This window comes from Pseudomonas fontis, assembly GCF_028656955.1.
In the GTDB taxonomy this organism is placed as follows: Bacteria; Pseudomonadota; Gammaproteobacteria; order Pseudomonadales; family Pseudomonadaceae; genus Aquipseudomonas; species Aquipseudomonas fontis.
On sequence record NZ_JAMDGY010000036.1, the window covers coordinates 1 to 22527 of the forward strand.

General features: G+C 61.4%; 20 protein-coding genes. 9 read left to right on the top strand and 11 right to left on the bottom strand.

What is annotated here, in order from left to right; genetic code table 11:
* Positions 1–193: 193 nt before the first annotated feature.
* On the top strand, positions 194–2278 hold the full coding sequence (locus tag M5G11_RS14315) for a putative bifunctional diguanylate cyclase/phosphodiesterase (RefSeq protein ID WP_420793890.1): 2085 nt from the start codon (positions 194–196) through the stop codon (positions 2276–2278).
* Positions 2279–2426: 148 nt separating this feature from the next.
* Entirely contained in the window at positions 2427–3761 is a 1335-nt protein-coding gene (locus M5G11_RS14320; RefSeq protein WP_273909493.1) for an imelysin family protein, read from the top strand.
* On the opposite strand, the gene M5G11_RS14325 is transcribed toward M5G11_RS14320, so the two are convergent.
* Positions 3762–3992 (bottom strand): hypothetical protein, encoded by a 231-nt coding sequence (locus M5G11_RS14325; protein WP_273909492.1) that lies wholly within the window; start codon positions 3990–3992, stop codon positions 3762–3764.
* A gap of 59 nt (positions 3993–4051) precedes the next feature.
* Between M5G11_RS14325 and M5G11_RS14330 the strand changes: the two genes are divergently transcribed.
* From M5G11_RS14330 to M5G11_RS14350, 5 genes are all read left to right on the top strand, one after another.
* Positions 4052–5479, top strand: a complete 1428-nt coding sequence (locus M5G11_RS14330; RefSeq protein ID WP_273909491.1) for a di-heme oxidoreductase family protein — start codon at positions 4052–4054, stop codon at positions 5477–5479.
* 15 nt (positions 5480–5494) lie between these two features.
* Positions 5495–6559 (top strand): imelysin family protein, encoded by a 1065-nt coding sequence (locus M5G11_RS14335; RefSeq protein WP_273909490.1) that lies wholly within the window; start codon positions 5495–5497, stop codon positions 6557–6559.
* A 2-nt stretch (positions 6560–6561) separates the two neighbouring features.
* Positions 6562–7659, top strand: coding sequence for a DUF1513 domain-containing protein (locus M5G11_RS14340; RefSeq protein ID WP_273909489.1), 1098 nt, complete (start codon positions 6562–6564; stop codon positions 7657–7659).
* A gap of 203 nt (positions 7660–7862) precedes the next feature.
* Entirely contained in the window at positions 7863–9014 is a 1152-nt protein-coding gene (locus M5G11_RS14345; RefSeq protein WP_273909488.1) for an efflux RND transporter periplasmic adaptor subunit, read from the top strand.
* A 13-nt stretch (positions 9015–9027) separates the two neighbouring features.
* The gene (locus M5G11_RS14350) at positions 9028–12069 is read left to right on the top strand and encodes a multidrug efflux RND transporter permease subunit (RefSeq protein ID WP_273909487.1); all 3042 of its coding nucleotides are present in this window, start codon (positions 9028–9030) and stop codon (positions 12067–12069) included.
* A gap of 76 nt (positions 12070–12145) precedes the next feature.
* Here M5G11_RS14350 and M5G11_RS14355 read toward each other — a convergent pair whose 3' ends face one another.
* The 5 genes from M5G11_RS14355 to colR all read right to left on the bottom strand — a co-directional run bounded on the left by M5G11_RS14355 (position 12146) and on the right by colR (position 15858).
* Positions 12146–12373: a hypothetical protein gene (locus M5G11_RS14355; protein ID WP_273909486.1), complete on the bottom strand. Its 228-nt coding sequence runs from the start codon at positions 12371–12373 to the stop codon at positions 12146–12148.
* Positions 12373–13074 carry a lipopolysaccharide kinase InaA family protein gene (locus tag M5G11_RS14360; protein WP_420793788.1) on the bottom strand — a complete coding sequence of 234 codons (702 nt, stop codon included), beginning with the start codon at positions 13072–13074 and terminating at the stop codon, positions 12373–12375. The genes M5G11_RS14355 and M5G11_RS14360 overlap by 1 nt, the downstream gene beginning before the upstream one ends.
* 14 nt (positions 13075–13088) lie before the next feature.
* The gene (locus M5G11_RS14365) at positions 13089–13769 is read right to left on the bottom strand and encodes a class I SAM-dependent methyltransferase (protein WP_273909484.1); all 681 of its coding nucleotides are present in this window, start codon (positions 13767–13769) and stop codon (positions 13089–13091) included.
* 123 nt (positions 13770–13892) lie between these two features.
* Positions 13893–15185, bottom strand: coding sequence for a sensor histidine kinase (locus M5G11_RS14370; protein WP_273909483.1), 1293 nt, complete (start codon positions 15183–15185; stop codon positions 13893–13895).
* Positions 15175–15858, bottom strand: a complete 684-nt coding sequence (colR, locus tag M5G11_RS14375) for a two-component system response regulator ColR (protein WP_273909482.1) — start codon at positions 15856–15858, stop codon at positions 15175–15177. Before colR ends, M5G11_RS14370 begins: the two co-directional genes overlap by 11 nt.
* A 230-nt stretch (positions 15859–16088) precedes the next feature.
* Here colR and M5G11_RS14380 point away from each other — a divergent pair, with 230 nt between their 5' ends.
* Entirely contained in the window at positions 16089–16823 is a 735-nt protein-coding gene (locus M5G11_RS14380) for a phosphatase PAP2 family protein (RefSeq protein ID WP_273909481.1), read from the top strand.
* Positions 16824–17371: 548 nt separating this feature from the next.
* On the opposite strand, the gene groL is transcribed toward M5G11_RS14380, so the two are convergent.
* The 5 genes from groL to M5G11_RS14405 all read right to left on the bottom strand — a co-directional run bounded on the left by groL (position 17372) and on the right by M5G11_RS14405 (position 21999).
* Positions 17372–19024, bottom strand: coding sequence for a chaperonin GroEL (gene groL / locus M5G11_RS14385; protein ID WP_273909480.1), 1653 nt, complete (start codon positions 19022–19024; stop codon positions 17372–17374).
* A 46-nt stretch (positions 19025–19070) separates the two neighbouring features.
* A complete protein-coding gene (locus M5G11_RS14390; protein ID WP_166569127.1) occupies positions 19071–19364 on the bottom strand; it encodes a co-chaperone GroES in 294 nt (97 codons plus the stop codon).
* Positions 19365–19616: 252 nt separating this feature from the next.
* The gene (locus tag M5G11_RS14395; RefSeq protein ID WP_273909479.1) at positions 19617–20087 is read right to left on the bottom strand and encodes an FxsA family protein; all 471 of its coding nucleotides are present in this window, start codon (positions 20085–20087) and stop codon (positions 19617–19619) included.
* A gap of 64 nt (positions 20088–20151) precedes the next feature.
* Positions 20152–20883: a HugZ family pyridoxamine 5'-phosphate oxidase gene (locus M5G11_RS14400; RefSeq protein WP_273909478.1), complete on the bottom strand. Its 732-nt coding sequence runs from the start codon at positions 20881–20883 to the stop codon at positions 20152–20154.
* A 108-nt stretch (positions 20884–20991) separates the two neighbouring features.
* A complete protein-coding gene (locus M5G11_RS14405; protein ID WP_273909477.1) occupies positions 20992–21999 on the bottom strand; it encodes a DUF481 domain-containing protein in 1008 nt (335 codons plus the stop codon).
* 144 nt (positions 22000–22143) lie between these two features.
* Here M5G11_RS14405 and M5G11_RS14410 point away from each other — a divergent pair, with 144 nt between their 5' ends.
* On the top strand, positions 22144–22497 hold the full coding sequence (locus tag M5G11_RS14410; RefSeq protein WP_273909476.1) for an MGMT family protein: 354 nt from the start codon (positions 22144–22146) through the stop codon (positions 22495–22497).
* Positions 22498–22527: the final 30 nt, after the last annotated feature.

Sequence of the window (22527 nt, forward strand, 5' to 3'; positions counted from 1 at the left end):
ACGGGCAAGACGGTATCTACCGATCTCTGTGCGTTCCGCCCTTGCCCCCAGGCCAGAGCGCGCTAACATCAATTGTTGGGAAAGTCCTTCCCTCGTATTAAAGTCGCACGCCGGGTCTACCGATACAGTGATTCAAGGATCGCCGTAAATGCCCGTGGACGGCCGATAGTGGATTGCCACAAATGATGGCAAAATGCCGCCATGCGCATGGATTAAGGAAACCCCATTGAAGCTGGAACTCAAAAACAGCTTATCGGTCAAGTTGCTCAGGGTCGTCCTGCTCTCGGCGCTGGTCGTCGGTGTAGTACTCAGCTGTGCGCAGATCGTTTTTGATGCCTACAAGACTCGCCAGGCCGTTGCCAGCGATGCGCAGCGCATCCTCGACATGTTCCGCGACCCGTCGACCCAGGCTGTGTACAGCCTCGACCGGGAAATGGGCATGCAGGTCATCGAAGGCTTGTTCCAGGACGAATCGGTGCGCATGGCCTCCATCGGCCACCCCAACGAAACCATGCTCGCGGAAAAATCCCGGCCCTTGCAGGAGCAGCCCACACGCTGGCTGACCGACCTGATCCTTGGCCAGGAACGCACCTTCAGCATCCAGTTGGTCGGGCGCGGGCCTTACAGCGAGTACTACGGCGACCTGAGCATCACCCTCGACACGGCTGACTACGGCAAGAGTTTCCTCGTCAGTTCGGTGATCATCTTCATCTCCGGGGTGCTGCGCGCGCTGGCCATGGGCCTGGTGCTGTACCTGGTCTATCACTGGCTGCTGACCAAGCCGCTGTCGCGAATCATCGAGCACCTTACCCAGATCAACCCTGATCGCCCCAGCCAGCATCAGTTGCCGATCCTCAAGGGCCACGAAAAGAACGAGCTGGGCCTGTGGGTCAATACCGCCAACCAGCTGCTGGCCTCGATCGAGCGCAATACGCACCTGCGCCACGAGGCGGAAAACAGCTTGCTGCGCATGGCCCAGTACGACTTCCTGACCGGCCTGCCGAACCGCCAGCAGTTGCAGCAACAGCTGGACAAGATCCTCGTCGACGCCGGCCGCCTGCAACGCCGGGTGGCTGTGCTGTGTGTCGGTCTGGACGATTTCAAAGGCATCAACGAGCAGTTCAGCTATCAGGCCGGCGACCAGCTGCTGCTGGCCCTGGCTGACCGCCTGCGTGCCCACAGCGGCCGCCTCGGCGCCCTCGCCCGCCTGGGCGGTGACCAGTTCGCGCTGGTTCAGGCCGATATCGAGCAGCCCTACGAAGCCGCCGAACTGGCCCAGAGCATTCTCGACGACCTGGAAGCGCCGTTTGCCCTCGACCACCAGGAAATTCGCCTGCGCGCGACCATCGGCATCACCCTGTTCCCGGAAGATGGCGACAGCACCGAGAAGCTGCTGCAAAAAGCCGAACAGACCATGACCCTGGCCAAGACCCGTTCGCGCAACCGTTATCAGTTCTACATCGCCAGCGTCGACAGTGAGATGCGCCGGCGCCGCGAGCTGGAAAAAGACCTGCGCGAAGCCCTGCCGCGCAATCAGCTGTATTTGGTCTACCAGCCGCAGATCAGCTACCGCGACCACCGCGTGGTCGGCGTCGAGGCACTGCTGCGCTGGCAGCACCCGGAACTGGGCATGGTCCCGCCGGACCAGTTCATCCCGCTGGCCGAACAGAACGGCAACATCATCGTGATTGGCGAATGGGTGCTCGACCAGGCCTGCCGGCAACTGCGTGAATGGCACGACCAGGGCTTCAGCGAATTGCGCATGGCGGTCAACCTGTCCACCGTGCAGTTGCACCACAGCGAACTGCCACGGGTGGTCAACAACCTGCTGCAGATCTACCGCCTGCCACCGCGCAGCCTGGAGCTGGAAGTCACCGAGACCGGTCTGATGGAAGACATCAGCACCGCCGCCCAGCACCTGCTGAGCCTGCGCCGCTCCGGCGCGCTGATCGCCATCGACGACTTCGGCACCGGCTATTCCTCGCTGAGCTACCTGAAATCACTGCCGCTGGACAAGATCAAGATCGACAAGAGCTTCGTCCAGGACCTGCTCGATGACGACGACGATGCCACCATCGTCCGGGCGATCATCCAACTGGGCAAGAGCCTGGGCATGCAGGTCATCGCCGAGGGCGTCGAGACCGCCGAGCAGGAAAGCTACATCATTGCCCAGGGCTGCCACGAGGGTCAGGGCTACCACTACAGCAAACCGCTGCCGGCCCGCGAGCTGACCGCGTTCCTCAAACAGGCACAGCGCAATCAGGTTTCGATCCTCTGAATGCCCGCAATCGCGGGCACTTGGCCGGAAACATCCATTTGAATATTTACGTCGCAACCCCTTTACACAAAATGCAAATCTTTCGCATTATGTGGCAGTTTTGCGTGCATGAGCACGCCTGTTCAACCTCTCGACGCAGGAATTCGCCATGATTCGTATGCCTCTGGCCACCGCCAGTCTGCTGGCCATTGCCATCTCCCTCGCCGGCTGCGGCGATGACAAGGACAAGGCCGCCGCACCGGCAGCCCAGGCGCCAGCCGCTGCCAGCACTGCTGCCCCAGCAGCCGGTGCGGTCGACGAAGCTGCTGCCAAGGCAGTGGTCAAGAACTACGCCGACATGGTCTACGCCGTGTACAACGACTCGTTGATCACCGCGAAAACCCTGCAAGCCTCCATCGATGCCTTCCTCGCCAACCCGAACGATGACACCCTGAAAGCCGCCAAGGCTGCCTGGGTAGCTTCGCGCGTGCCTTACCTGCAGAGTGAAGTGTTCCGCTTCGGCAACACCATCATTGACGACTGGGAAGGTCAGGTGAACGCCTGGCCACTGGACGAAGGCCTGATCGACTACGTCGACAAGAGCTACGAGCACGCCCTGGGCAACCCTGGCGCGACTGCCAACATCATCGCCAACACCGAGATCCAGGTGGGCGAGGACAAGGTCGACGTCAAGGACATCACCCCTGAGAAACTGGCCAGCCTGAACGAGCTGGGCGGTTCCGAAGCGAACGTTGCCACCGGCTACCACGCCATCGAATTCCTGCTCTGGGGCCAGGACCTGAACGGCACCGGCCCTGGCGCTGGCAACCGTCCGGCTTCGGACTACCTGCAAGGCAAAGGCGCTACCGGCGAGCACAACGAGCGTCGTCGTGCCTACCTGAGTGCCGTAACCCAACTGCTGATCAACGACCTGGAAGAAATGGTCGGCAACTGGAAGCCGGACGTAGCCGACAACTACCGCGCCACCCTGGAAGCCGAACCGGTTGCCAATGGCCTGCGCAAGATGCTGTTCGGCATGGGTTCGCTGTCCCTGGGTGAACTGGCGGGCGAGCGCATGAAGGTTTCGCTGGAAGCCAACTCGCCAGAAGACGAGCAGGACTGCTTCAGCGACAACACCCACAACTCGCACTTCTACGACGCCAAGGGCATCCGCAACGTCTACCTGGGCGAATACACCCGTGTTGACGGCTCCAAGCTGAGCGGGCCAAGCCTGTCTTCGCTGGTGGCCAAGGTTGACCCAGCCGCCGACGCTACCCTGAAGACCGACCTGGAAGCGACCGAAGCGAAGATCCAGGTCATGGTTGACCACGCCAACAAGGGTGAGCACTACGACCAGTTGATCGCTGCCGACAACGCTGCGGGCAACCAGATCGTGCGTGACGCCATTGCTTCGCTGGTCAAGCAGACCGGTGCAATCGAGCAGGCCGCTGGCAAACTGGGTATCAGCGACCTGAACCCGGACACCGCCGATCACGAATTCTGATCACCCGGCGGTACTGAAAAAGGCGACCTTCGGGTCGCCTTTTTCATGCCTGCCCTTTTCACCCCTGTGGGAGCCGGCCTTGCCGGCGATGAGGCCAGGAAGATCAGCGCTGAACCGACGATTGATCGCCGGCAAGGCCGGCTCCCACAAAGATGCCGCGCAACGCCTGAAAATGATGTACGGCAATCTGACGACGATTTCACCCAGCAAACGCAAATCCCTCTTATTCATACCCCTTTGCTCCTGTTAAGCTTGCACGCCGGTTTTTTGCTCGTTTTCCAGGATTATCGATGTCCTTGTTGCTCCGCCGCCTTTCACCCCTGCTGCTGCTCATGACCCTGGCTGGCTGCGATGAAGCTCCGCGCTTCACCCAGGCCGAACCGGGCGAAGCTCGCGCGGGCGGCAGCACCACGGTCAACAAGCGCGACCAGAACGCCTACTCCATGCCCTCGGCCAACCTCGCGCCGAGCCGCCGCCTGGACTTCAGCGTCGGCAACAGTTTCTTCCGCAGCCCCTGGGTGATCGCCCCGTCGACCACCACCGCCCGCGACGGCCTGGGGCCGCTGTTCAACACCAATGCCTGCCAGAACTGCCACATCAAGGACGGCCGCGGCCACCCGCCCGAGCAAGGCGCCAGCAATGCCGTGTCGATGCTGGTACGCCTGTCGATCCCCGATCAGCCGCAGTACGCCAAGGTCATCGAGCAACTGGGCATCGTCCCCGAGCCGGTCTATGGCGGCCAATTGCAGGACATGGCAGTGCCCGGGGTAGCCCCCGAAGGCAAGGTGCGGGTCAGCTACAGCACTCACACCGTCAGCTTCAAGGACGGCACCCAGGTCGAGCTGCGCCAGCCGCAGTTGCAGATCACCCAGCTGGGCTATGGCCCGATGCACCCTGACACCCGCTTCTCCGCGCGCGTGGCCCCGCCGATGATCGGCCTGGGCCTGCTCGAAGCCATCCCGGAGGCGGCGATCCTGGCCAATGCCGACCCGCAGGATCGCAACGGCGATGGCATTCGCGGCCGTGCCAATCAGGTCTGGGATGATGCCCAGGGTAAAACCGTGATGGGCCGCTTCGGCTGGAAAGCCGGGCAGCCCAACCTCAATCAGCAAAACGTGCATGCCTTCTCCGGCGACATGGGCCTGACCACCAGCCTGCGGCCGCTGGACGATTGCACCCCGGCCCAGGTCGACTGCCTGGCCGCGCCCAATGGCAATGGCGCCAACGGCGAGCAGGAAGTCAGCGACAACATCCTGCGCCTGGTGCTGTTCTACACGCGCAACCTTGCCGTGCCTGCACGCAAGGACGTCGCGTCCGCCCAGGTGCTGGCCGGCAAGAACCTGTTCTTCCAGGCGGGCTGCCAGGGCTGCCATACACCAAGCTTCACCACGGCTGCCGATGCGGCCGAGCCGGAGCTGGCCAATCAGTTGATCCGCCCTTACAGCGACCTGTTGTTGCATGACATGGGCCCCGGCCTTGCCGACAACCGTACCGAGTTCGCCGCCTCCGGCCAGCACTGGCGCACCGCGCCGCTGTGGGGCATCGGCCTGAACGAGACCGTCAGCGGCCACACCCAGTTTCTCCATGATGGCCGGGCGCGCAACCTGCTCGAAGCCGTGCTCTGGCACGGTGGCGAAGCAGAGCCCGCCCGCCAGCACGTCTTGACCTTCAATGCCGAGCAGCGCACTGCGTTGCTGGCGTTCCTGAACTCACTCTAGAGAAAGGAGCCGGACATGTTCCGACCCAAGCTGTTGTTCACCAGCCTCGCCGCCCTCGCGCTGGGTGCCTGCTCCCCACAAGACCCGCAGGCCGTGACCTCCGCCGCGATCGCCAAACAGGTGATCCTGCCGACCTACAGCCGCTGGGTCGAAGCCGACCGTCAGTTGGCCGTGAGCGCCCTGGCCTTCTGCGAAGGCAAGGCCGACCTCGCCACCGCGCGTGCCGACTTCCTTCATGCACAAAAAGCCTGGGCTGAACTGCAGCCGCTGCTGATCGGCCCGCTGGCCGAAGGCAACCGCGCCTGGCAGGTACAGTTCTGGCCAGACAAGAAAAACCTGGTCGGCCGTCAAGTCGAGCAACTGGTCAATGGCGACAAGCCACTGGACGCTGCCACCGTAGCCAAGTCGAGCGTGGTCGTGCGTGGCCTGTCGGCCTACGAGTACATCCTCTTCGACAGCAAGCCGGACGCCGCCAACGCCGAGCAGAAAGCCCGCTACTGCCCGCTGCTGGTCGCCATCGGCGAGCACCAGAAGTTGCTGGCCGAGGACATCCTCAAGAGCTGGAACAACACCGACGGCATGCTCGCGCAGCTGACCAAGTTCCCCAACCAGCGCTATGCCGACTCGCATGAAGCGATTGCCGACCTGCTGCGCGCCCAGGTCACCGCACTGGACACCCTGAAAAAGAAACTCGGCACGCCCATGGGCCGCCTGAGCAAGGGCATCCCGCAGCCGCTGCAAGCAGAAGCCTGGCGCAGCCAGTCCTCGCTCAAGAGCCTGGAAGCCAGCCTGAAAGCCGCAGAGACCGTCTGGACCGGTGTCGACAACCAGGGTATCCGTGGCCTGCTGCCCAAAGACCAGAAACCACTGGCGGACAAGATCGATGCCGCCTACAGCGCTTCGCTCAAGCTGCTGGCCGAGAACAACCAGAGCCTCAGCGACCTGCTGGCCGACGACGCCGGCCGTGCGAAACTCAACGCCATCTACGACAGCCTGAACGTCGTTCACCGCCTGCATGAAGGTGAGCTGGCCAAGGCGCTGAACATCCAACTGGGCTTCAATGCCAACGACGGTGACTGATCATGTTGCGACGCCAGGCGCTGAAACTCGGTAGCGTGCTGCTCAGCGCCTTGACGCTGGGCGGCTGGACCCTGTTCCGTAACAAGGCACAGCAACCCCTGCTGCTGTCCGCACGGGACGATGGCGACGGCGGCCACTTCGCCGTCGGCTATCGCCTGGACGGCAAGCAGGTGTTCGCTACCCAGGTGGGCCAGCGTTGCCATGACATCATCAATCACCCCGAGCTGCCGATTGCCCTGTTCGTCGCACGCCGCCCGGGCACTGAAAGCTACCTGATCGACCTGCGTGATGGCCGCCTGCTGCAGACCATCACCTCGCAGCCCGACCGGCACTTCTATGGGCATGCGGTCATTCACAAGAGTGGTGAATGGCTATACGCGACCGAGAATGACACCACCGACCCGGGTCGGGGTGTGCTGGGTATCTACCGTTTCGAAGGTGAGCGCCTGCTGCACAGCGGTGAGATCTCCACCCATGGCATCGGCCCGCATCAAGTGTCGTGGATGCCTGATGGTGAAACGCTGGTGGTGGCCAATGGCGGGATTCGCACCGAAGCCGAAAGCCGGGTCGAGATGAACCTGCACGCCATGCAGCCGAGCCTGGTGCTGATGCAGCGTGATGGTACGTTGCTGAGCAAGGAAACCCTCGGCCAGCAGATGAACAGCGTGCGTCACCTGGCGATTGCTGCGGACGGTACGGTGATCGCCTGCCAGCAGTTCATGGGTGATGCCGACGAGACTGCCGAGTTGTTGGCGATCAAGCGTCCGGGGCAGCCTTTCGCGGCGTTCCCGGTGCCGGAGCATCAATTGCATTCGATGGCCCAGTACACCGCCAGCGTGGCGGTGCACAACGAGCTGCGCCTGGTAGCGCTGACCGCGCCACGGGCCAACCGCCTGTTCATCTGGGACCTGGACACCGCCCAGGTGCGCCTGGATGCGTCGATGCCCGATTGCGCCGGGGTTGGCGCGGTGGCCGATGGCTTCGTGGTCACCTCCGGGCAGGGGCGGTGCCGCTTCTATGATTGTCGCAAGGCCGAGCTGATCGGCCAGCCGCTGCAACTGCCTTCCGGGTTGTGGGACAACCATTTGCATCTGGCCTGATCAGGCCCCTTCGCCGGCAAGGCCGGCTCCCACAGGTCAAGTGATAACCCCAATTCCTGTGGGAGCTGGCCTTGCCAGCGATGCTTTCGAATCCCCCCAAAAAGCCTGACAAACGGGTACACTTCGCCAATCAACGCACAGGGGCAGGACTGCCCGTATTCGTGCCACACGAATCAATAAAACTGCTTCCAAGGACCTGGAATATGCTGCGCCGTCGCATGCTGATCATGTTAGGTGTCGTCCTGCTGATCGTGCTGATACTGGGGGGCTACAAGGCTTTCTCCATCTACCAGCAGGTCCAGCAATTCTCTGCCCCCAAGCCACCGATTAGCGTCGCGGCAACCGAGGCGCGCGAACTCAGCTGGCAAAGCCGCCTGCCCGCAGTCGGCAGCCTCAAGGCCTTGCAAGGCGTCGACCTGAGCCTGGAAACCCCCGGCACGGTCAAGCTCGTGCAGTTCGAGTCTGGCCAGCAGGTCAAGCTTGGCCAACCCCTGCTGCAACTCGACCGCGATGTCGAAACCGCCCTGCTCGGCACGGCCCAGGCAGACCTTGGCCTGGCTCAAGTCGACTTCAACCGTGGCAGCCAACTGGTCGGCAGCCAGGCCATTTCCAAAGGCGAATATGACCGCCTGAATGCCCAGTACCTGCGGACCAAGGCCGTCGTCGCCCAGCTCAAGGGCTCGCTGGACAAGAAAAGCATCGTCGCGCCCTTCAGCGGCACCATCGGCATTCGCCAGGTGGACGTTGGTGAGTATCTTGCCAGCGGCACGGTGATCGCCACCCTGCAAGACCTCAGCAGCCTCTACGTCGACTTCTCCGTTCCGGAACAGGCACTGCCCAAGCTCACCCTTGGCCAGCAAGCGTTGGTGTCGGTCGCCGCCTACCCTGAGCAAACTTTCACCGCGAGCCTCAGCGCGATCAACCCGAAAGTCGACGATGCCACGCGCAACGTGCTGATCCGCGCCACCCTGGCCAACCCCGACGGCAAGCTGCTGCCGGGCATGTTCGCCAGTGTCCAGGTGCTGCTGCCCAACCCGCGCAGCGAAGTGGTGGTGCCGCAAAGTGCGGTCACCTACACCCTCTACGGCAACTCGGTCTATGTCGCCACGCCCAAGCTCGGCGAAGACGGCCAGCCGGTGAAGAGCGCCGACGGCCAGCCCGAGCTGATCGCCGAACGTCGCTTCATTGAAACCGGCGAGCGCCGCGATGGCCTGGTAGTGATCGGCAAGGGCCTAAAAGTGGGCGAACAGGTCGTGACCGCTGGCCAGCTGAAACTCACCCAGGGCGCGGCGATCACCCTCAGCCCCGACAAGACCCTGAAAGCCGAACCAAGCAGCCCGCTCAGCGCTGACTGATCAAGGAACCGTCATGGCTTTTACCGATCCGTTCATCCGCCGTCCGGTGCTTGCCAGCGTGGTCAGCCTGCTGATCGTGCTGCTCGGCTTCCAGGCCTGGAGCAAACTGCCCATCCGCCAATACCCGCAGATGGAAAACGCCCTGATCACGGTGACCACCGCCTACCCCGGGGCCAACGCCGAAACCATCCAGGGCTACATCACCCAGCCGATGCAGCAAAGCCTGGCGAGCGCCGAAGGCATCGACTACATGACCTCGGTCAGCCGCCAGAACTTCTCGGTGATCTCGATCTACGCGCGCATCGGCTCAGACAGCGACCGCCTGTTCACCGAACTGCTGGCCAAGGCCAACGAGGTCAAGAACAAGCTGCCGCAAGACGCCGAAGACCCGGTGCTGAGCAAGGAAGCGGCCGATGCCTCGGCGCTGATGTACATCAGCTTCTTCAGCAGCGAGCTGAGCAACCCGCAGATCACCGACTACCTGTCGCGGGTCATCCAGCCCAAGCTCGCCACCCTGCCCGGCATGGCCGAGGCGGAGATCCTCGGCAACCAGGTGTTCGCCATGCGCCTGTGGATCGACCCGGTCAAGCTGGCCGGCTACGGCCTGAGTGCCAACGATGTCACCGAGGCGGTGCGCCGCTACAACTTCCTCTCGGCGGCGGGCGAAGTGAAGGGCCAGTACGTGGTCACCAGCATCAACGCCAACACCGAGCTCAAGTCCGCCCAGGATTTTGCCGCCATCCCGCTGAAAACCAAGGGTGACAGCCGGGTCTTGCTGGGCGATGTCGCGCGGGTCGAGATGGGCGCGGAAAACTACGACACGGTCAGCTCGTTCGACGGTACGCCCTCGGTGTACATCGGCATCAAGGCCACCCCCGGCGCCAACCCGCTGGATGTGATCAAGGAGGTGCGCAAGCTGATACCGGAGCTGGAAAGCCAGTTGCCGCCCAACCTCAAGGCCTCCATCGCCTATGACGCCACGCTGTTCATCCAGGCCTCGATCGACGAAGTGGTGAAAACCCTGGTCGAGGCCGTATTGATCGTGATCGTGGTGGTGTTCCTGTTCCTCGGTGCCTTGCGCTCGGTGCTGATCCCGGTGATCACCATCCCGCTGTCGATGGTCGGCGTGCTGTTCTTCATGCAGTTGATGGGCTATTCGCTGAACCTTCTGACCCTGCTGGCGATGGTATTGGCCATTGGCCTGGTGGTGGACGATGCGATTGTCGTAGTGGAGAACATCCACCGGCATATCGAGGAAGGCAAGACCCCCTACGATGCCGCGCTGGAAGGCGCGCGCGAGATCGCCATGCCAGTGGTCTCCATGACCATCACCCTGGCTGCGGTGTACGCCCCCATCGGCTTCCTGGAGGGCCTGACCGGCGCCTTGTTCAAGGAGTTCGCCCTGACGTTGGCCGGTGCGGTGGTGATTTCCGGCATTGTCGCCCTCACCCTGTCGCCGATGATGTGTGCCGTGCTGCTACGCCGCGACGAGAACCCCAGTGGTTTGTCGCACCGCCTGGACATGCTGTTCGAGCGCTTGAAGCAGCGCTATCAGAAGATCCTCCACGGCACCCTCAATACCCGCCCGGTGGTGATCGTGTTCGCCATCATCGTGCTGTGCCTGATCCCGATATTCCTCAAGTTCACCAAGTCGGAACTGGCCCCGGACGAAGACCAGGGCATCATCTTCATGATGGCCACCGCGCCGCAGCCAACCAACCTGGATTACCTGAGCGCCTACACCGATGAGTTCAAGGCGATATTCAAGGCCTTCCCCGAGTACTACTCCTCGTTCCAGATCAACGGCTTCAACGGTGTGCAATCGGGTATCGGCGGCTTTCTGCTCAAGCCATGGGGTGATCGCGAGCGCACGCAGATGCAGCTGCTGCCGGAAGTCCAGGCCAAGTTGAACGCCATCAGTGGCCTGCAGATCTTCGGTTTCAACCTGCCGTCGCTGCCGGGTACCGGCGAGGGCCTGCCGTTCGCCTTCGTGATCAACACGCCCAATGACTACGAGTCGCTGCTGGAGGTGGCCACTCGCATCAAGACCCGCGCCGAAGCCTCGGGCAAGTTCGCCTTCCTCGACATCGACCTGGCGTTCGACAAGCCCGAGGTGGTGGTCGATATCGACCGGGCCAAGGCGGCGCAGATGGGTGTGTCGATGGATGCCCTGGGCGGCACCCTGGCCACCTTGCTCGGCGAGGCGGAAATCAACCGCTTTACCATCGAGGGGCGCAGCTACAAGGTGATCGCCCAGGTGGAACAGGCCTACCGCGACAACCCCGACTGGCTGAACAACTACTACGTGAAGAACGAACAGGGGCAGATGTTGCCGCTGTCGACGCTGATTACCGTCACCGACCGCGCCAGGCCGCGCCAGCTCAACCAGTTCCAGCAACTGAACTCGGCGATTATCCAGGGCTTCCCGCTGGTCAGCATGGGCGAGGCGCTGGAGGTGGTTCGCACTATCGCCCAGGAAGAGGCCCCGGCCGGGTTCGCCTTCGACTATGCCGGGGCGGCGCGCCAGTATGTGCAGGAAGGTAGCGCGCTGTGGGTCACCTTTGGCCTGGCGCTGGCGATCATCTTCCTGGTGCTGGCAGCGCAGTTCGAGAGTTTCCGCGACCCGCTGGTGATTCTGGTGACGGTGCCGCTGTCGATTTGCGGGGCGTTGATTCCGTTGTTCCTCGGCCTTTCGAGCATGAACATCTATACCCAGGTGGGGTTGGTGACCTTGATCGGGCTGATCAGCAAGCACGGCATCCTGATCGTCGAGTTTGCCAACCAGCTGCGCGAGCAGAAGGGCTTGAGCGCTCGAGAGGCGGTGGAAGAAGCCGCCGCCATTCGTCTGCGACCAGTGCTGATGACCACGGCGGCCATGGTGTTTGGCATGGTGCCGTTGATTCTGGCCACCGGTGCGGGCGCGGTCAGCCGTTTCGACATCGGCATGGTGATTGCCACCGGGATGTCGGTGGGGACGCTGTTTACCCTGTTCGTGCTGCCGTGCGTGTATACCTTGCTGGCCAAGGCGGACAAGCCGCAACCGGCGGTTGCATAGCGGCTACATCGCCGGCAAGGCTGGCGCCCACAAAAAGGCCCCGTCACTGACGAGGCCTTTTTCACTACCAGACAGCTCAACCGTTATTGCGCAACCCTTGGCTCATACCGAACAGGAAAAGCAGCAGGTCGTGATCCGGCTGGGCCGTCACCTGCGCCTTTACTACGCGAGGCAGCGGGCACTGCCCGCCCTGCTCGGCTGCACTGTAGATGCCCGGGCGCGGTTCTTCCCACGCAGCAAACGCCACGGTGGCAGTCACGAGGGCTGCCAGGATAAACACAGTTCGAGCGATTTCTAGTTTCATTACCCTAAACCTTTGACAGCGCTGCCAAACGCCATTTGGTAAAAGTAGAGCAGTTTCTGCCAATCGGCCTCATTCCACGACGAATGGCGACGCAATTGCTTGAGGTCATTGGCCGCCGCACGCTGACGACTGATGCGTCGGCGGCACTTCTCCAAATCCAGCAGCGCCACCTCGGCCTGGGCCTCGTCACCCTCGCCCAGCACCCTGACGAAAATATGCTTGCTGTACAAACACCCGTGTTGCCAATGCCCCCGGTGCATCCGCGCCAGGTTGCGCGCCAGGTCCTGCAGGATGCGCTCGTGCAGCACCTCGCCGTAGCGCTCGCGATTGCCTTCGGCATACCAGGTATCAATCTCGACGAAGCCGTCCAGCGCTTCGCTGACCAGCAGCGCACGCCACTGGTTGTCGGCATCACGCTCGACACCGCAATAAACAATGTTCGGCACCCGCACCCCGAGCTGCTCAAAACTGTGCAGCGCATCGTATTCGCGCAACACCGTGGGGCGGCCGAAGGGATGCAGCAGGCTGCGATAGATATGACCGATCTGACGTTTCGCATACAGCAAGTGCCCGGACTCATCACTCAGCCGCTGCACGCCGCTTTCACCACCACGGCGCTGGTTGGGTTCTTCCACCCACTCGCCCTGGCGTTGCCAGAAATAGTCGAAACGATCATTGCCGTTACTGTCGGTCATTTCCATTACAGCCATGTTAATTACCCCTTGCGCAATACATACACTCGCCACATGGCGTAGAACGGCAAAAAGTCCATTCGTTCCTGAATGCGAAAACCAGCCGCAGCAAACTCTTCCTCTACCGTAGCCGCAGGTAACACAAAGCGATTCTGGTAACTGCCCTGGTCGGTCTCAGCGTTACGCTGCGCTTCGAGCTTTTTCCGCCGCCAGGCCTTGAAGTTGCCGTCCACCCACAGTGAAACGATCACGCTATCACGGGTAACTCGTTGAAATTCCGAAAGAATTGCTTTGCGGTGTGCGGCTTCCCCTATGTGATGGAATAGCCGCATGCAGAAAATGCTGTCCACCGCATTGTCGGGCAGATCGATAGAGAACGCAGAAGTCTGCAAAGGTCGTACCCGTTTCACCACTTCGGCAGGTTGCGAGCGGCAGGCAGTCTCCAGCATGTCCGCGGAATTGTCCGCGCCGATGATCACGCGGTTGGCTTTTTCCGCCAGTAATGGCCAGAACCGGCCAGCACCGCTGGGCAGATCCAGTACCAACCCGGGTTCACCGGCAAGGGCCAGGGCACGCCGCGCCATCTGCTCATCACGCTGGTGGGACAAGCGACGAGCCAGGCTGGCCTGGTGCTTGTGGAAATAATCCTGGGCGTGTTGCTGGTCGTACTTTTCGGAAAACTCAAGTTTGATAGGGCTGCGCATGGTGCATCTCCTGACTCCAATGCGCCCTACCTTAGGTAGCGAAGCGTTGGCGTCAGGTCATGCTGAGGTGAAAAAATTGTTAAAAACCCCCACAAAAATTTACAAAGTACTACAAGACACCCTTCACCCTAGTTTTGCGCTTTCGGCATTGCCCAGACGGACATGGAAACGGCAACCCGTGGGGTCACCCGAACTGAGGCTGACCACCCAGCCCTGGTCATCACAGATTCGCTGCACCAGCGACAGCCCCAGGCCAAGCCCTTCCCCGCGCTTCTCGCCACCCCGGACGAAAGGCTGGAACATCGCTTCACGTTGCTCCTCGGGAATTCCGACACCACTGTCCTCGACGGTGAAACCATCTGCTTCGAGCGTCAGGCGGATAAATCCACGGTCGGTGTAGTGCGCGGCATTGCGCAGCAGGTTGCCCATCACTGATTGCAGGAAGGTCGCGTTGTACAAGGTCGACAGGCCACCACTGGAGACATAGCTCAGCTTCAGCCCCTTCTGCTCGATCGTGTCGCGCCAGACACCGATCAGCTCATCGCTGACCTCCTTGAGGGTGGCCTGGGAGGCCACTGCGCCCTCATCACGTTGCGCGCGCGCGAGCATGAGGAAGGTCTGCACCAGCTCGCGCATTTCTTCGGTGGCACGGGCAATCCGCTCGACTTGCGAGCGGGCTCGATTGTCGATGGCGGGATTTTCAAGCAGCAGCTCACACGAGCTGGCCAGCACCATCAGCGGGGTGCGCAGTTCGTGGCTGACGTCGCTGGTAAACAGTCGCTCGCGGGTCAGGGCATCACGCAGGCGGCCCAAGGTGGCATCGAACGCCACGGCCAGTTGCCCCACTTCGTCTTCGGCGTAGTCGGGTGCCAGGGGTGGCGCCAGGCCCAATAGCTGGTCCCGATGCCGGACCTGCCGGGCCAGGCGAATCACCGGTGCCATGACCCGGCGGGCCAATACCCAGCCGAGGAACACTGCCAGGGCAAGGCTGAGCACGAAACCGACCACTACCACGGCAAACAGCACGCGCTCACGCTCTTCGAAATCGCTCTGATCCTGCAGCAGCACATAACGCCGACCGTCGACCACCTCAACCATGGCGTGATACGACAGGTGCTCGCGGAAAACCTCGTGGAAGCCGGGGTCGAGGTGGCGCAGGTCTTTGGGCAGTTCGAAATCGTCTGGCCCGCCGCTGTAGTAGAACAGCTGATCGGGGCGCGGCCGGTGGCTCCATTCGGCGACATTGTCCATCAGCAGCAGGCGTTGCAGGTCGCCCCCCAGCACCGTGGAAATCAGGCGTTCTTCAACCAGGTGGACCGTTGCGACGATACCGAAAGCGAAGGCGCCGGCGACCAGCGCACTCATCAGCGCAAACGCGATGATGATGCGTTGCGCAAGGCTCTGTTTAAACTCCATCACGGCCCTCGGCCAGGCGATAACCTACACCGTGGACGGTATGCAGCAGCGGTTTTTCGAAGGGTTTGTCGATCACCTGGCGCAGTTGGTGAACGTGGCTGCGCAGGCTGTCGCTGTCTGGGCAATCGTCGCCCCACAGGGCTTCTTCCAGGACTTCGCGGCGCAGTACATGGGGGCTTTTCTGCATCAACACGGCCAGCAGCTTCAGGCCGACCGGGTTGAGCTTGAGGAACTTGCCCTCGCGGGTCACTTCCAGGGTATCGAGGTCATAGTTCAGGTCGCCCACTTGCAGGCTGCGTCGACCGCCGCCTTGCGCGCGGCGCAGCACCGCTTCGATACGGGCCGAGAGCTCCGACAGGGCAAAAGGCTTGAGCAGGTAGTCGTCGGCACCGGAACGGAAGCCTTGCAGGCGGTCATCGAGCTGGTCGCGGGCGGTGAGCATGATTACCGGGGTGTCGCGGCGGGCGTCTTCGCGCAGGCGTTTGCACAGGGTGTAGCCGTCGATACCGGGGAGCATGATGTCGAGCACGATCAGGTCGTAGTGCTCGGTGGCTGCCAGGTGCAAACCGGACAAGCCGTCTTGCGCGCAATCGACGGTATAGCCCTTCAGGCCCAGGTAATCGGCCAGGTTGGCCAGGATATCGCGGTTGTCTTCAACCAGTAGAATGCGCATGGACGTTCTCCCCCTCCGCTGCTGCTTTTTGCCTGCTTGGCCAGCGCAGCTTAAGGCCATAGGCCGCGCCCTGCCAGCACAGCCGGCCGCTTATGGCACTTAATGTTTTTTTCACGCGGCATTCACGGACAACCCATGCACGGCCACGGACAATCGCCGGTCGTTGCGTCAATCGATGCCCGGCGCGAATCCGCCGACCGGGTGCTCTCACTGTCCTGCCGGGATTCGTCATGCCTGTAGCCAACGTCCTCGCGCCTTCGCGCCCGCTGAACCTGTGGATTGCCCTTGGCATACCTGCCCTCATTGCCGTGCTGCTGGTACTGCTGGAATTGACTGATTTCGACATGAACATTGCCAAACTGGCCTTTGACCCGGCGGCGGGGCAGTTCATCGGGCGGCACAGTTACTTTCTCGAGGATATCCTGCATGACCGTGCCAAGGAGGTGGTCATCGGGTTTTCCGTGTTGGCCATTCTCGGGTTTGTCGGCAGCTTCTTTGCAGCACGCCTGAAGCCGTGGCGGCGGGAGCTGGGTTGCCTGGTGCTGGCGATGAGCCTTTCCACTAGCTTTGTCACGCCGCTCAAAGCGGTCACTGCGGTGCAGTGCCCCTGGAGCCTGAGCGAGTTTGGCGGCAAGGAAATCTACAGCAAGCTGCTTGAGGTTCGGCCCCAGACCGACAAGCCAGGGCGCTGCTGGCCTGGCGGCCATGCCGCGACCGGGTTTACCTTGTTTGCGCTGTTCTTCGTGTTGCGTGACCGGCGGCCGCGGATGGCGCGGGTGGCGTTGACCGTGGCGTTCGGGCTGGGGGTGGTGTTCTCCGTTGGGCGGATGCTGCAAGGTGCGCATTTCTTCTCGCACAACGTGTGGACGGCGGTGTTTTGCTGGTTGATCAGTCTTGGGTGTTATTACCTGGTGCTTTATCGCAAGCCTGTGGTTGAGCCGGTTGTTGTGCCCGTGGCGGCTTGAATGGTTTTCGATTTTTTAGCTTATCCATTTGATTTTGTTGGAGCTAATGGCCCCTTCCGCCCACGCTCCGCGTGGGTTCTACTCAGCCTACGGGGGGCCGGAGGACCGAGTCGTATGAGAGCCTTCTGCTCACTTCGCAAAGCAAGAGCGAAGCGAATTGTGCATGTGACCTTGATCTGTTTTTGATTTTGATCTGCCGGCCCCGTCTTCCAGAGGCTGAACGGAGGTGTCGTTAAACGGGCAGGGGCGTAGCCCCCTTCGGCGTAAGCCGAAGACGCGAGGCGTGCAAGTTGCGCAGCAACTTGTGTCCGCGGGCCCGTTTAACGGCACCGGAGTGAAGGGACCCGGAGCGAAGCGCAGGGCCGAATGGGGGGCCAGACCTTTGGTTACTTTGGGGCGTTTGCCAAAGTGACCCGCCGTAAGGGCGGAAGGGGCCCGAAAGCCCCCACACCAATCGAATCCCCCCAAAAAAACCACAAACACCCGAGCATAAAAAAGCCCCGCACTAGGCGGGGCTCTTCTTGGAAGCAGTAGCAGGTAAGGCTGGCTTACATCATGCCGCCCATACCACCCATGCCGCCCATGCCACCCATGTCACCCATGCCGCCGCCAGCGCCGGCTTCAGCCGGTGCATCAGCGATCATCGCTTCGGTAGTGATCATCAGACCACCGATCGAAGCTGCAGCTTGCAGTGCCGAACGGGTCACTTTCGCTGGGTCCAGGATGCCCATTTCGATCATGTCGCCGTATTCACCCGTGGCAGCGTTGTAACCGAAGTTACCCGAACCTTGCTTGACCTTGTCGGCCACAACGCTTGGCTCGTCGCCGGCGTTGGCAACGATCTGGCGCAGCGGTGCTTCAACAGCACGGCGCAGCAGGGCGATACCGACGTTCTGCTCTTCGTTGTCGCCTTTCAGGTCGACGATAGCGTTCAGCGCGCGAACCAGCGCTACGCCACCGCCAGGTACCACGCCTTCTTCAACGGCTGCACGGGTAGCGTGCAGGGCGTCTTCAACGCGGGCTTTCTTCTCTTTCATTTCAACTTCGGTGCCAGCACCGACCTTGATCACGGCAACACCGCCAGCCAGCTTGGCCAGACGCTCTTGCAGTTTTTCACGGTCGTAGTCCGAAGAGGTCTCTTCGATCTGTGCACGGATCTGCTTCACGCGTGCTTGGATGTCGGCTTCAACACCAGCGCCGTCGATGATGGTGGTGTTTTCCTTGGACAGGGTCACACGCTTAGCGTTACCCAGGTGCTCCAGGGTAGCGGACTCCAGGCTCAGGCCGATTTCTTCGGAGATCACGGTACCGCCGGTCAGGACAGCGATGTCCTGCAGCATGGCTTTGCGGCGGTCGCCGAAGCCTGGTGCCTTGACCGCAGCAACCTTGACGATGCCGCGCATGTTGTTGACTACCAGGGTAGCCAGCGCTTCGCCTTCGACGTCTTCAGCCACGATCAGCAGTGGACGGCCGGCCTTGGCAACGGCTTCCAGAACTGGCAGCAGTTCGCGGATGTTCGAGATCTTCTTGTCGACCAAGAGCAGCAGCGGGCCTTCCAGCTCGGCAACCATGGTTTCCGGCTTGTTGATGAAGTACGGGGACAGGTAGCCACGGTCGAACTGCATGCCTTCTACAACCGACAGTTCGTTTTCCAGGCCCGAGCCTTCTTCAACGGTGATCACGCCTTCTTTACCGACTTTTTCCATGGCTTCGGCAATGATGTCGCCGATGGAGTTGTCGGAGTTGGCGGAGATGGTGCCGACCTGGGCAATTGCCTTGGAGTCGGTGCAAGGCTTGGCCAGGTTCTTCAGCTCGGCAACAATGGCGATGGTCGCCTTGTCGATGCCGCGCTTGAGGTCCATTGGGTTCATGCCGGCAGCAACGGCTTTCAGGCCTTCGTTGACGATGGCTTGAGCCAGAACGGTAGCGGTGGTGGTGCCGTCACCGGCAGCGTCGTTGGCCTTGGAAGCAACTTCCTTGACCAGCTGGGCGCCCATGTTTTCGAAGGCGTCTTTCAGCTCGATTTCTTTGGCGACGGAAACGCCGTCCTTGGTGATGGTCGGTGCGCCGAAGCTCTTGGCGATTACCACGTTACGGCCTTTCGGGCCCAGGGTCGCTTTTACCGCGTCAGCCAGAACGTTGACACCAACCAGCATTTTCTTACGGGCGGAGTCGCCGAATTTTACGTCTTTAGCAGCCATGATCGTTATTCCTTAAATACTTTTTAGTAACGGGAAAGCAGCGCAATCAAGCTTCGATAACAGCGAGGATTTCGTTCTCGCTCATTACCAGCAGGTCTTCGCCGTCAACTTTCACAGTGTTGCTACCGGAGTACGGGCCGAACACGACCTTGTCACCCACTTTCACGGCCAGCGCACGTACTTCACCGTTGTCCAGCACACGGCCGGTACCTACAGCGACGATTTCGCCACGGTTAGGTTTTTCAGCGGCCGAACCTGGCAGCACGATACCGCCAGCGGTTTTCGATTCTTCTTCGCTGCGGCGGATTACGACGCGGTCATGCAGAGGACGAAGCTTCATTGTCGATCTCTCCTAATAGTGGTGTTCATCGGCCGGTGTCGACACCGGCGGGTTGATGCGTCCGGCGTTGCCGGTCGTGGCGCGCCAGGCGTGCCACGCATGTCTTGTCTGGGTCACAAATGCCCAGAAACCTTGCGGTGACCCATACATGAGGCCGGTCAATTCGATTACAAGGCCAGCGCTGAAAATTTTTTGCGCGCCGCCAAACAAAAAACGGCCCCGCAAGGGGCCGCTCTCTGGGCAACACGGCAGTTATTTGTCGCGGTGCTCGTACTCGCCTTCGATCACGTTCGGCTGACGGGGCTGAGCACCCTGCCCGCCGGGACGCGCGCTGTACATCTCATCGGCAAAGGCCCGCTGACGCATGGCCTGGGCTTCGGCACGCTCGCCCATCTTGCGGGCCAGTAGGCGACGGGTGAACGGCAACAGCAAGATCAGGCCAAACACGTCACTGATGAAGCCCGGGATCAGCAGCAAGCCGCCGCCCAGCGCCAGCATCATGCCTTGCATCATTTCCTGCGCGGGCAACTCGCCGCGCTGGATGCTTGCACGGGCACGCAGCGCCGTGGCCAGGCCGGCCACGCGCACCACCAGTACGCCAAGGGCGGAACCGGCGATGATCAGCAGCAGCGCCGGGAAAAAGCCGATCGCGGTGCTGACCTTGAAGAAGACATACAACTCCAACACCGGAAAAATCAGAAACAGCAGTAGAAAAGCACGCATCTAGGGTTCCTCTGCGCAAGTTCGCCTTGCAGTAGAGCCTAAATGGTTACACACAATTGTAATTTCAAGCCTCGGCCTGCTCAGCGGTTGGCCAGATTTCAGCACGGGCCAGCAAAACCAGGGCTTCGCGGACTTGTGTCGGCGTATTGCAAGACGCAGGGAAAGCCAGCCAATAGATACCTTCACCGATTTTCAGGTGCATGCCTTCGCTGTCGATGCCGACCAGGGTGGCGGGTGCAGTCGTCGGCAAGCCGCTCAGTTCCACGTAGTGGGCGATGGCGTTGGCATGGTCGCTGTTCATGTGCTCGATCATGCTGATCTCGCCCTTGCCGGCGAACGGGTTGGCCAGGGTGACCTCGTTGAGCCAGTGAATCGCGCCGAAACCGCCGATGTAGCGGTGGCGCACCGGCTTGAGCACCCAGAAGTCGAAATCGTGGGCGCGGTGGTAGTTGGCGGAGTCGGGGAAGTAGCGGTAGTAGCGCGTGGCTGCCGCGTCGATGGCCAGCTCGTCGCTGAGCTTTTCTGCTTCTGCCAGCAAGGTGAGGCGCCCGACTGCCTGGACATCTTCAGCGCCGCGTTCGCCAACCAGCAGCGAGCACTTGGGGTCTTTTTGCAGGTTGTGGGTGTGCTGGGCGATGCGGCTGATCAGGATCAGCGGGTTGCCGTCGGCATCCAGGCAATAGGGCACCACGGAGCCGAAGGGAAAGCCCGGCATCGACTTGGAGTTGGTCGAGAGCACCCCGCGGTACTCCTTGAGCAGCAGTTCTCTTGCAGGCCTGACAGCATTGGCACTCACGTCGGTGACTCCTGGGCAAAGGGGAATGGCGACAAGCTAATCACTATCGCCAGGGATTGCCAAGGGGAGGCTCCAGCGGCTACAGACGATGGCGATGGTGATGGCGAATTACCAGGCCACGCCGAAACCTGCGGTATAGCGGGTCTTGTTCAAATCGCTGTCATCGGTGCCACTGATGATGTTCTGCTCGGCCTTCAAGTTCAGCGAGGCCCACTCGGTGATCTTGTAGCGCAAGCCAATCTCGGCATCCAGGCTGTAATCGGCAACACCACTCAACGGTTTGCCAAGTTCACCATTGGTAAACAGCTCCACCGACTTGCCGATCAGGTAACGGTTGTAGTCCCACTTCATACCCACCGAGTAGAAGTTTTCCTTGCCGCCATCGGCATATTCATAATCGGTGCGGTTGAGCAGCGAGCCCAGCGAGAATGCGCCCAGCTCGTCATCCCAGAACTGGTAACCCGGGCCCGTACCCACCGTACGCTGGCGAGTCAGGTCTTCAATATGGTCGCGCTTGTAGTTCAAACGCCCCTGCCAGAACCACTGCTCGGTAATGAAGCGGTCCAGCGCGTATTCGGCGCTCCAGTTATTGGTGGTGGTGACGTCGTCCTTGCTCTCGCGATTGTACTCACCTTCAGCATTGTGCCGCCAGCGACCGTGACGGGCGCTGGTCTTGAAGTCGACATCGTAGTCATTGCTGTTGGTTTCGGCGCGCTTGTAGTCCAGCGCCAGGTCGACATTGCCCTTCCAGATGAAATCCTCGACCAGCGGCTTGGGCTTCATGATCTGCTGGATACTGGCCAGTTCCACCGCCTTGGGCGCTTCGCCGTTGGCCAGGATCACCTGCCCCGGCTCACCGGCGTGCAGCGACTTGGTTTTCTCGCCACTGTAGGCATCCTGCTTGACCAGCAGCTCCTGGTCGCTTTCCAGCGTCTTGACCTCTTTCCAGTCCAGCGCAATCGCCCCGCCGTACTTGGTTTGCAGCAGCAGCTTGCCGCCATCGAAGACCTTGATCTTGCCGCTGAGCCGGTCACCGTTCTTCATCCACACGGTATCGGCCACCGCCGCAGAACTAACGCCAATCATCGTGAGGCACAGCAGAAATCTAGAATACATAAGCAGGACAGGAGCTCGGGTTCGCGAAAAAAGTCGGGCATTATCCAGATCCCCGGCATTTGAACAAGCACTGACCGAGTCAATCTCGATGAGTTCAATTCCTATTTTCTAATCCGACATTTCTTCAACGGCAGGCATACCCTGATGAACAAGGCTTCGGACGCGACGCAACAGCGTGCAGAAGATCGACGAACGGCGCTCTATCTGGTGCTGGGCCAGGTCCCTGAAGGCAAGGTGGTGAGCTATGGCGAACTGGCCGAACTGGCCGGATTGGGCCGCGCAGCGCGCTGGGTCGGGCGTACCCTGAGCCAGTTGCCGGCCGACACCCGCCTGCCCTGGCATCGCGTGCTCGGCGCCGGTGGACGCCTGAGCCTGGCACTGGGCACGCCGTCCGGCGACGAACAGCGGGCACGCCTGCGCGCAGAAGGCGTCATTCTCAACAATAATCGCGTCGATATGTCGCGCCATGGCTGGCGTCCGATGGAGCACAGCGGTTAGAGTGCGCGCTTTGTTTTCGTAAACTTGAGG

Excerpts from the sequence above, each read along its gene's own strand:
- M5G11_RS14315 (WP_420793890.1), top strand. The coding sequence starts at position 194 with ATGCCGCCATGCGCATGGATTAAGGAAACCCCATTGAAGCTGGAACTC.
- M5G11_RS14320 (WP_273909493.1), top strand. The coding sequence starts at position 2,427 with ATGATTCGTATGCCTCTGGCCACCGCCAGTCTGCTGGCCATTGCCATC.
- M5G11_RS14325 (WP_273909492.1), bottom strand. The coding sequence starts at position 3,992 with ATGAATAAGAGGGATTTGCGTTTGCTGGGTGAAATCGTCGTCAGATTG.
- M5G11_RS14330 (WP_273909491.1), top strand. The coding sequence starts at position 4,052 with ATGTCCTTGTTGCTCCGCCGCCTTTCACCCCTGCTGCTGCTCATGACC.
- M5G11_RS14335 (WP_273909490.1), top strand. The coding sequence starts at position 5,495 with ATGTTCCGACCCAAGCTGTTGTTCACCAGCCTCGCCGCCCTCGCGCTG.
- M5G11_RS14340 (WP_273909489.1), top strand. The coding sequence starts at position 6,562 with ATGTTGCGACGCCAGGCGCTGAAACTCGGTAGCGTGCTGCTCAGCGCC.
- M5G11_RS14345 (WP_273909488.1), top strand. The coding sequence starts at position 7,863 with ATGCTGCGCCGTCGCATGCTGATCATGTTAGGTGTCGTCCTGCTGATC.
- M5G11_RS14350 (WP_273909487.1), top strand. The coding sequence starts at position 9,028 with ATGGCTTTTACCGATCCGTTCATCCGCCGTCCGGTGCTTGCCAGCGTG.
- M5G11_RS14355 (WP_273909486.1), bottom strand. The coding sequence starts at position 12,373 with ATGAAACTAGAAATCGCTCGAACTGTGTTTATCCTGGCAGCCCTCGTG.
- M5G11_RS14360 (WP_420793788.1), bottom strand. The coding sequence starts at position 13,074 with ATGGAAATGACCGACAGTAACGGCAATGATCGTTTCGACTATTTCTGG.
- M5G11_RS14365 (WP_273909484.1), bottom strand. The coding sequence starts at position 13,769 with ATGCGCAGCCCTATCAAACTTGAGTTTTCCGAAAAGTACGACCAGCAA.
- M5G11_RS14370 (WP_273909483.1), bottom strand. The coding sequence starts at position 15,185 with ATGGAGTTTAAACAGAGCCTTGCGCAACGCATCATCATCGCGTTTGCG.
- colR (WP_273909482.1), bottom strand. The coding sequence starts at position 15,858 with ATGCGCATTCTACTGGTTGAAGACAACCGCGATATCCTGGCCAACCTG.
- M5G11_RS14380 (WP_273909481.1), top strand. The coding sequence starts at position 16,089 with ATGCCTGTAGCCAACGTCCTCGCGCCTTCGCGCCCGCTGAACCTGTGG.
- groL (WP_273909480.1), bottom strand. The coding sequence starts at position 19,024 with ATGGCTGCTAAAGACGTAAAATTCGGCGACTCCGCCCGTAAGAAAATG.
- M5G11_RS14390 (WP_166569127.1), bottom strand. The coding sequence starts at position 19,364 with ATGAAGCTTCGTCCTCTGCATGACCGCGTCGTAATCCGCCGCAGCGAA.
- M5G11_RS14395 (WP_273909479.1), bottom strand. The coding sequence starts at position 20,087 with ATGCGTGCTTTTCTACTGCTGTTTCTGATTTTTCCGGTGTTGGAGTTG.
- M5G11_RS14405 (WP_273909477.1), bottom strand. The coding sequence starts at position 21,999 with ATGTATTCTAGATTTCTGCTGTGCCTCACGATGATTGGCGTTAGTTCT.
- M5G11_RS14410 (WP_273909476.1), top strand. The coding sequence starts at position 22,144 with ATGAACAAGGCTTCGGACGCGACGCAACAGCGTGCAGAAGATCGACGA.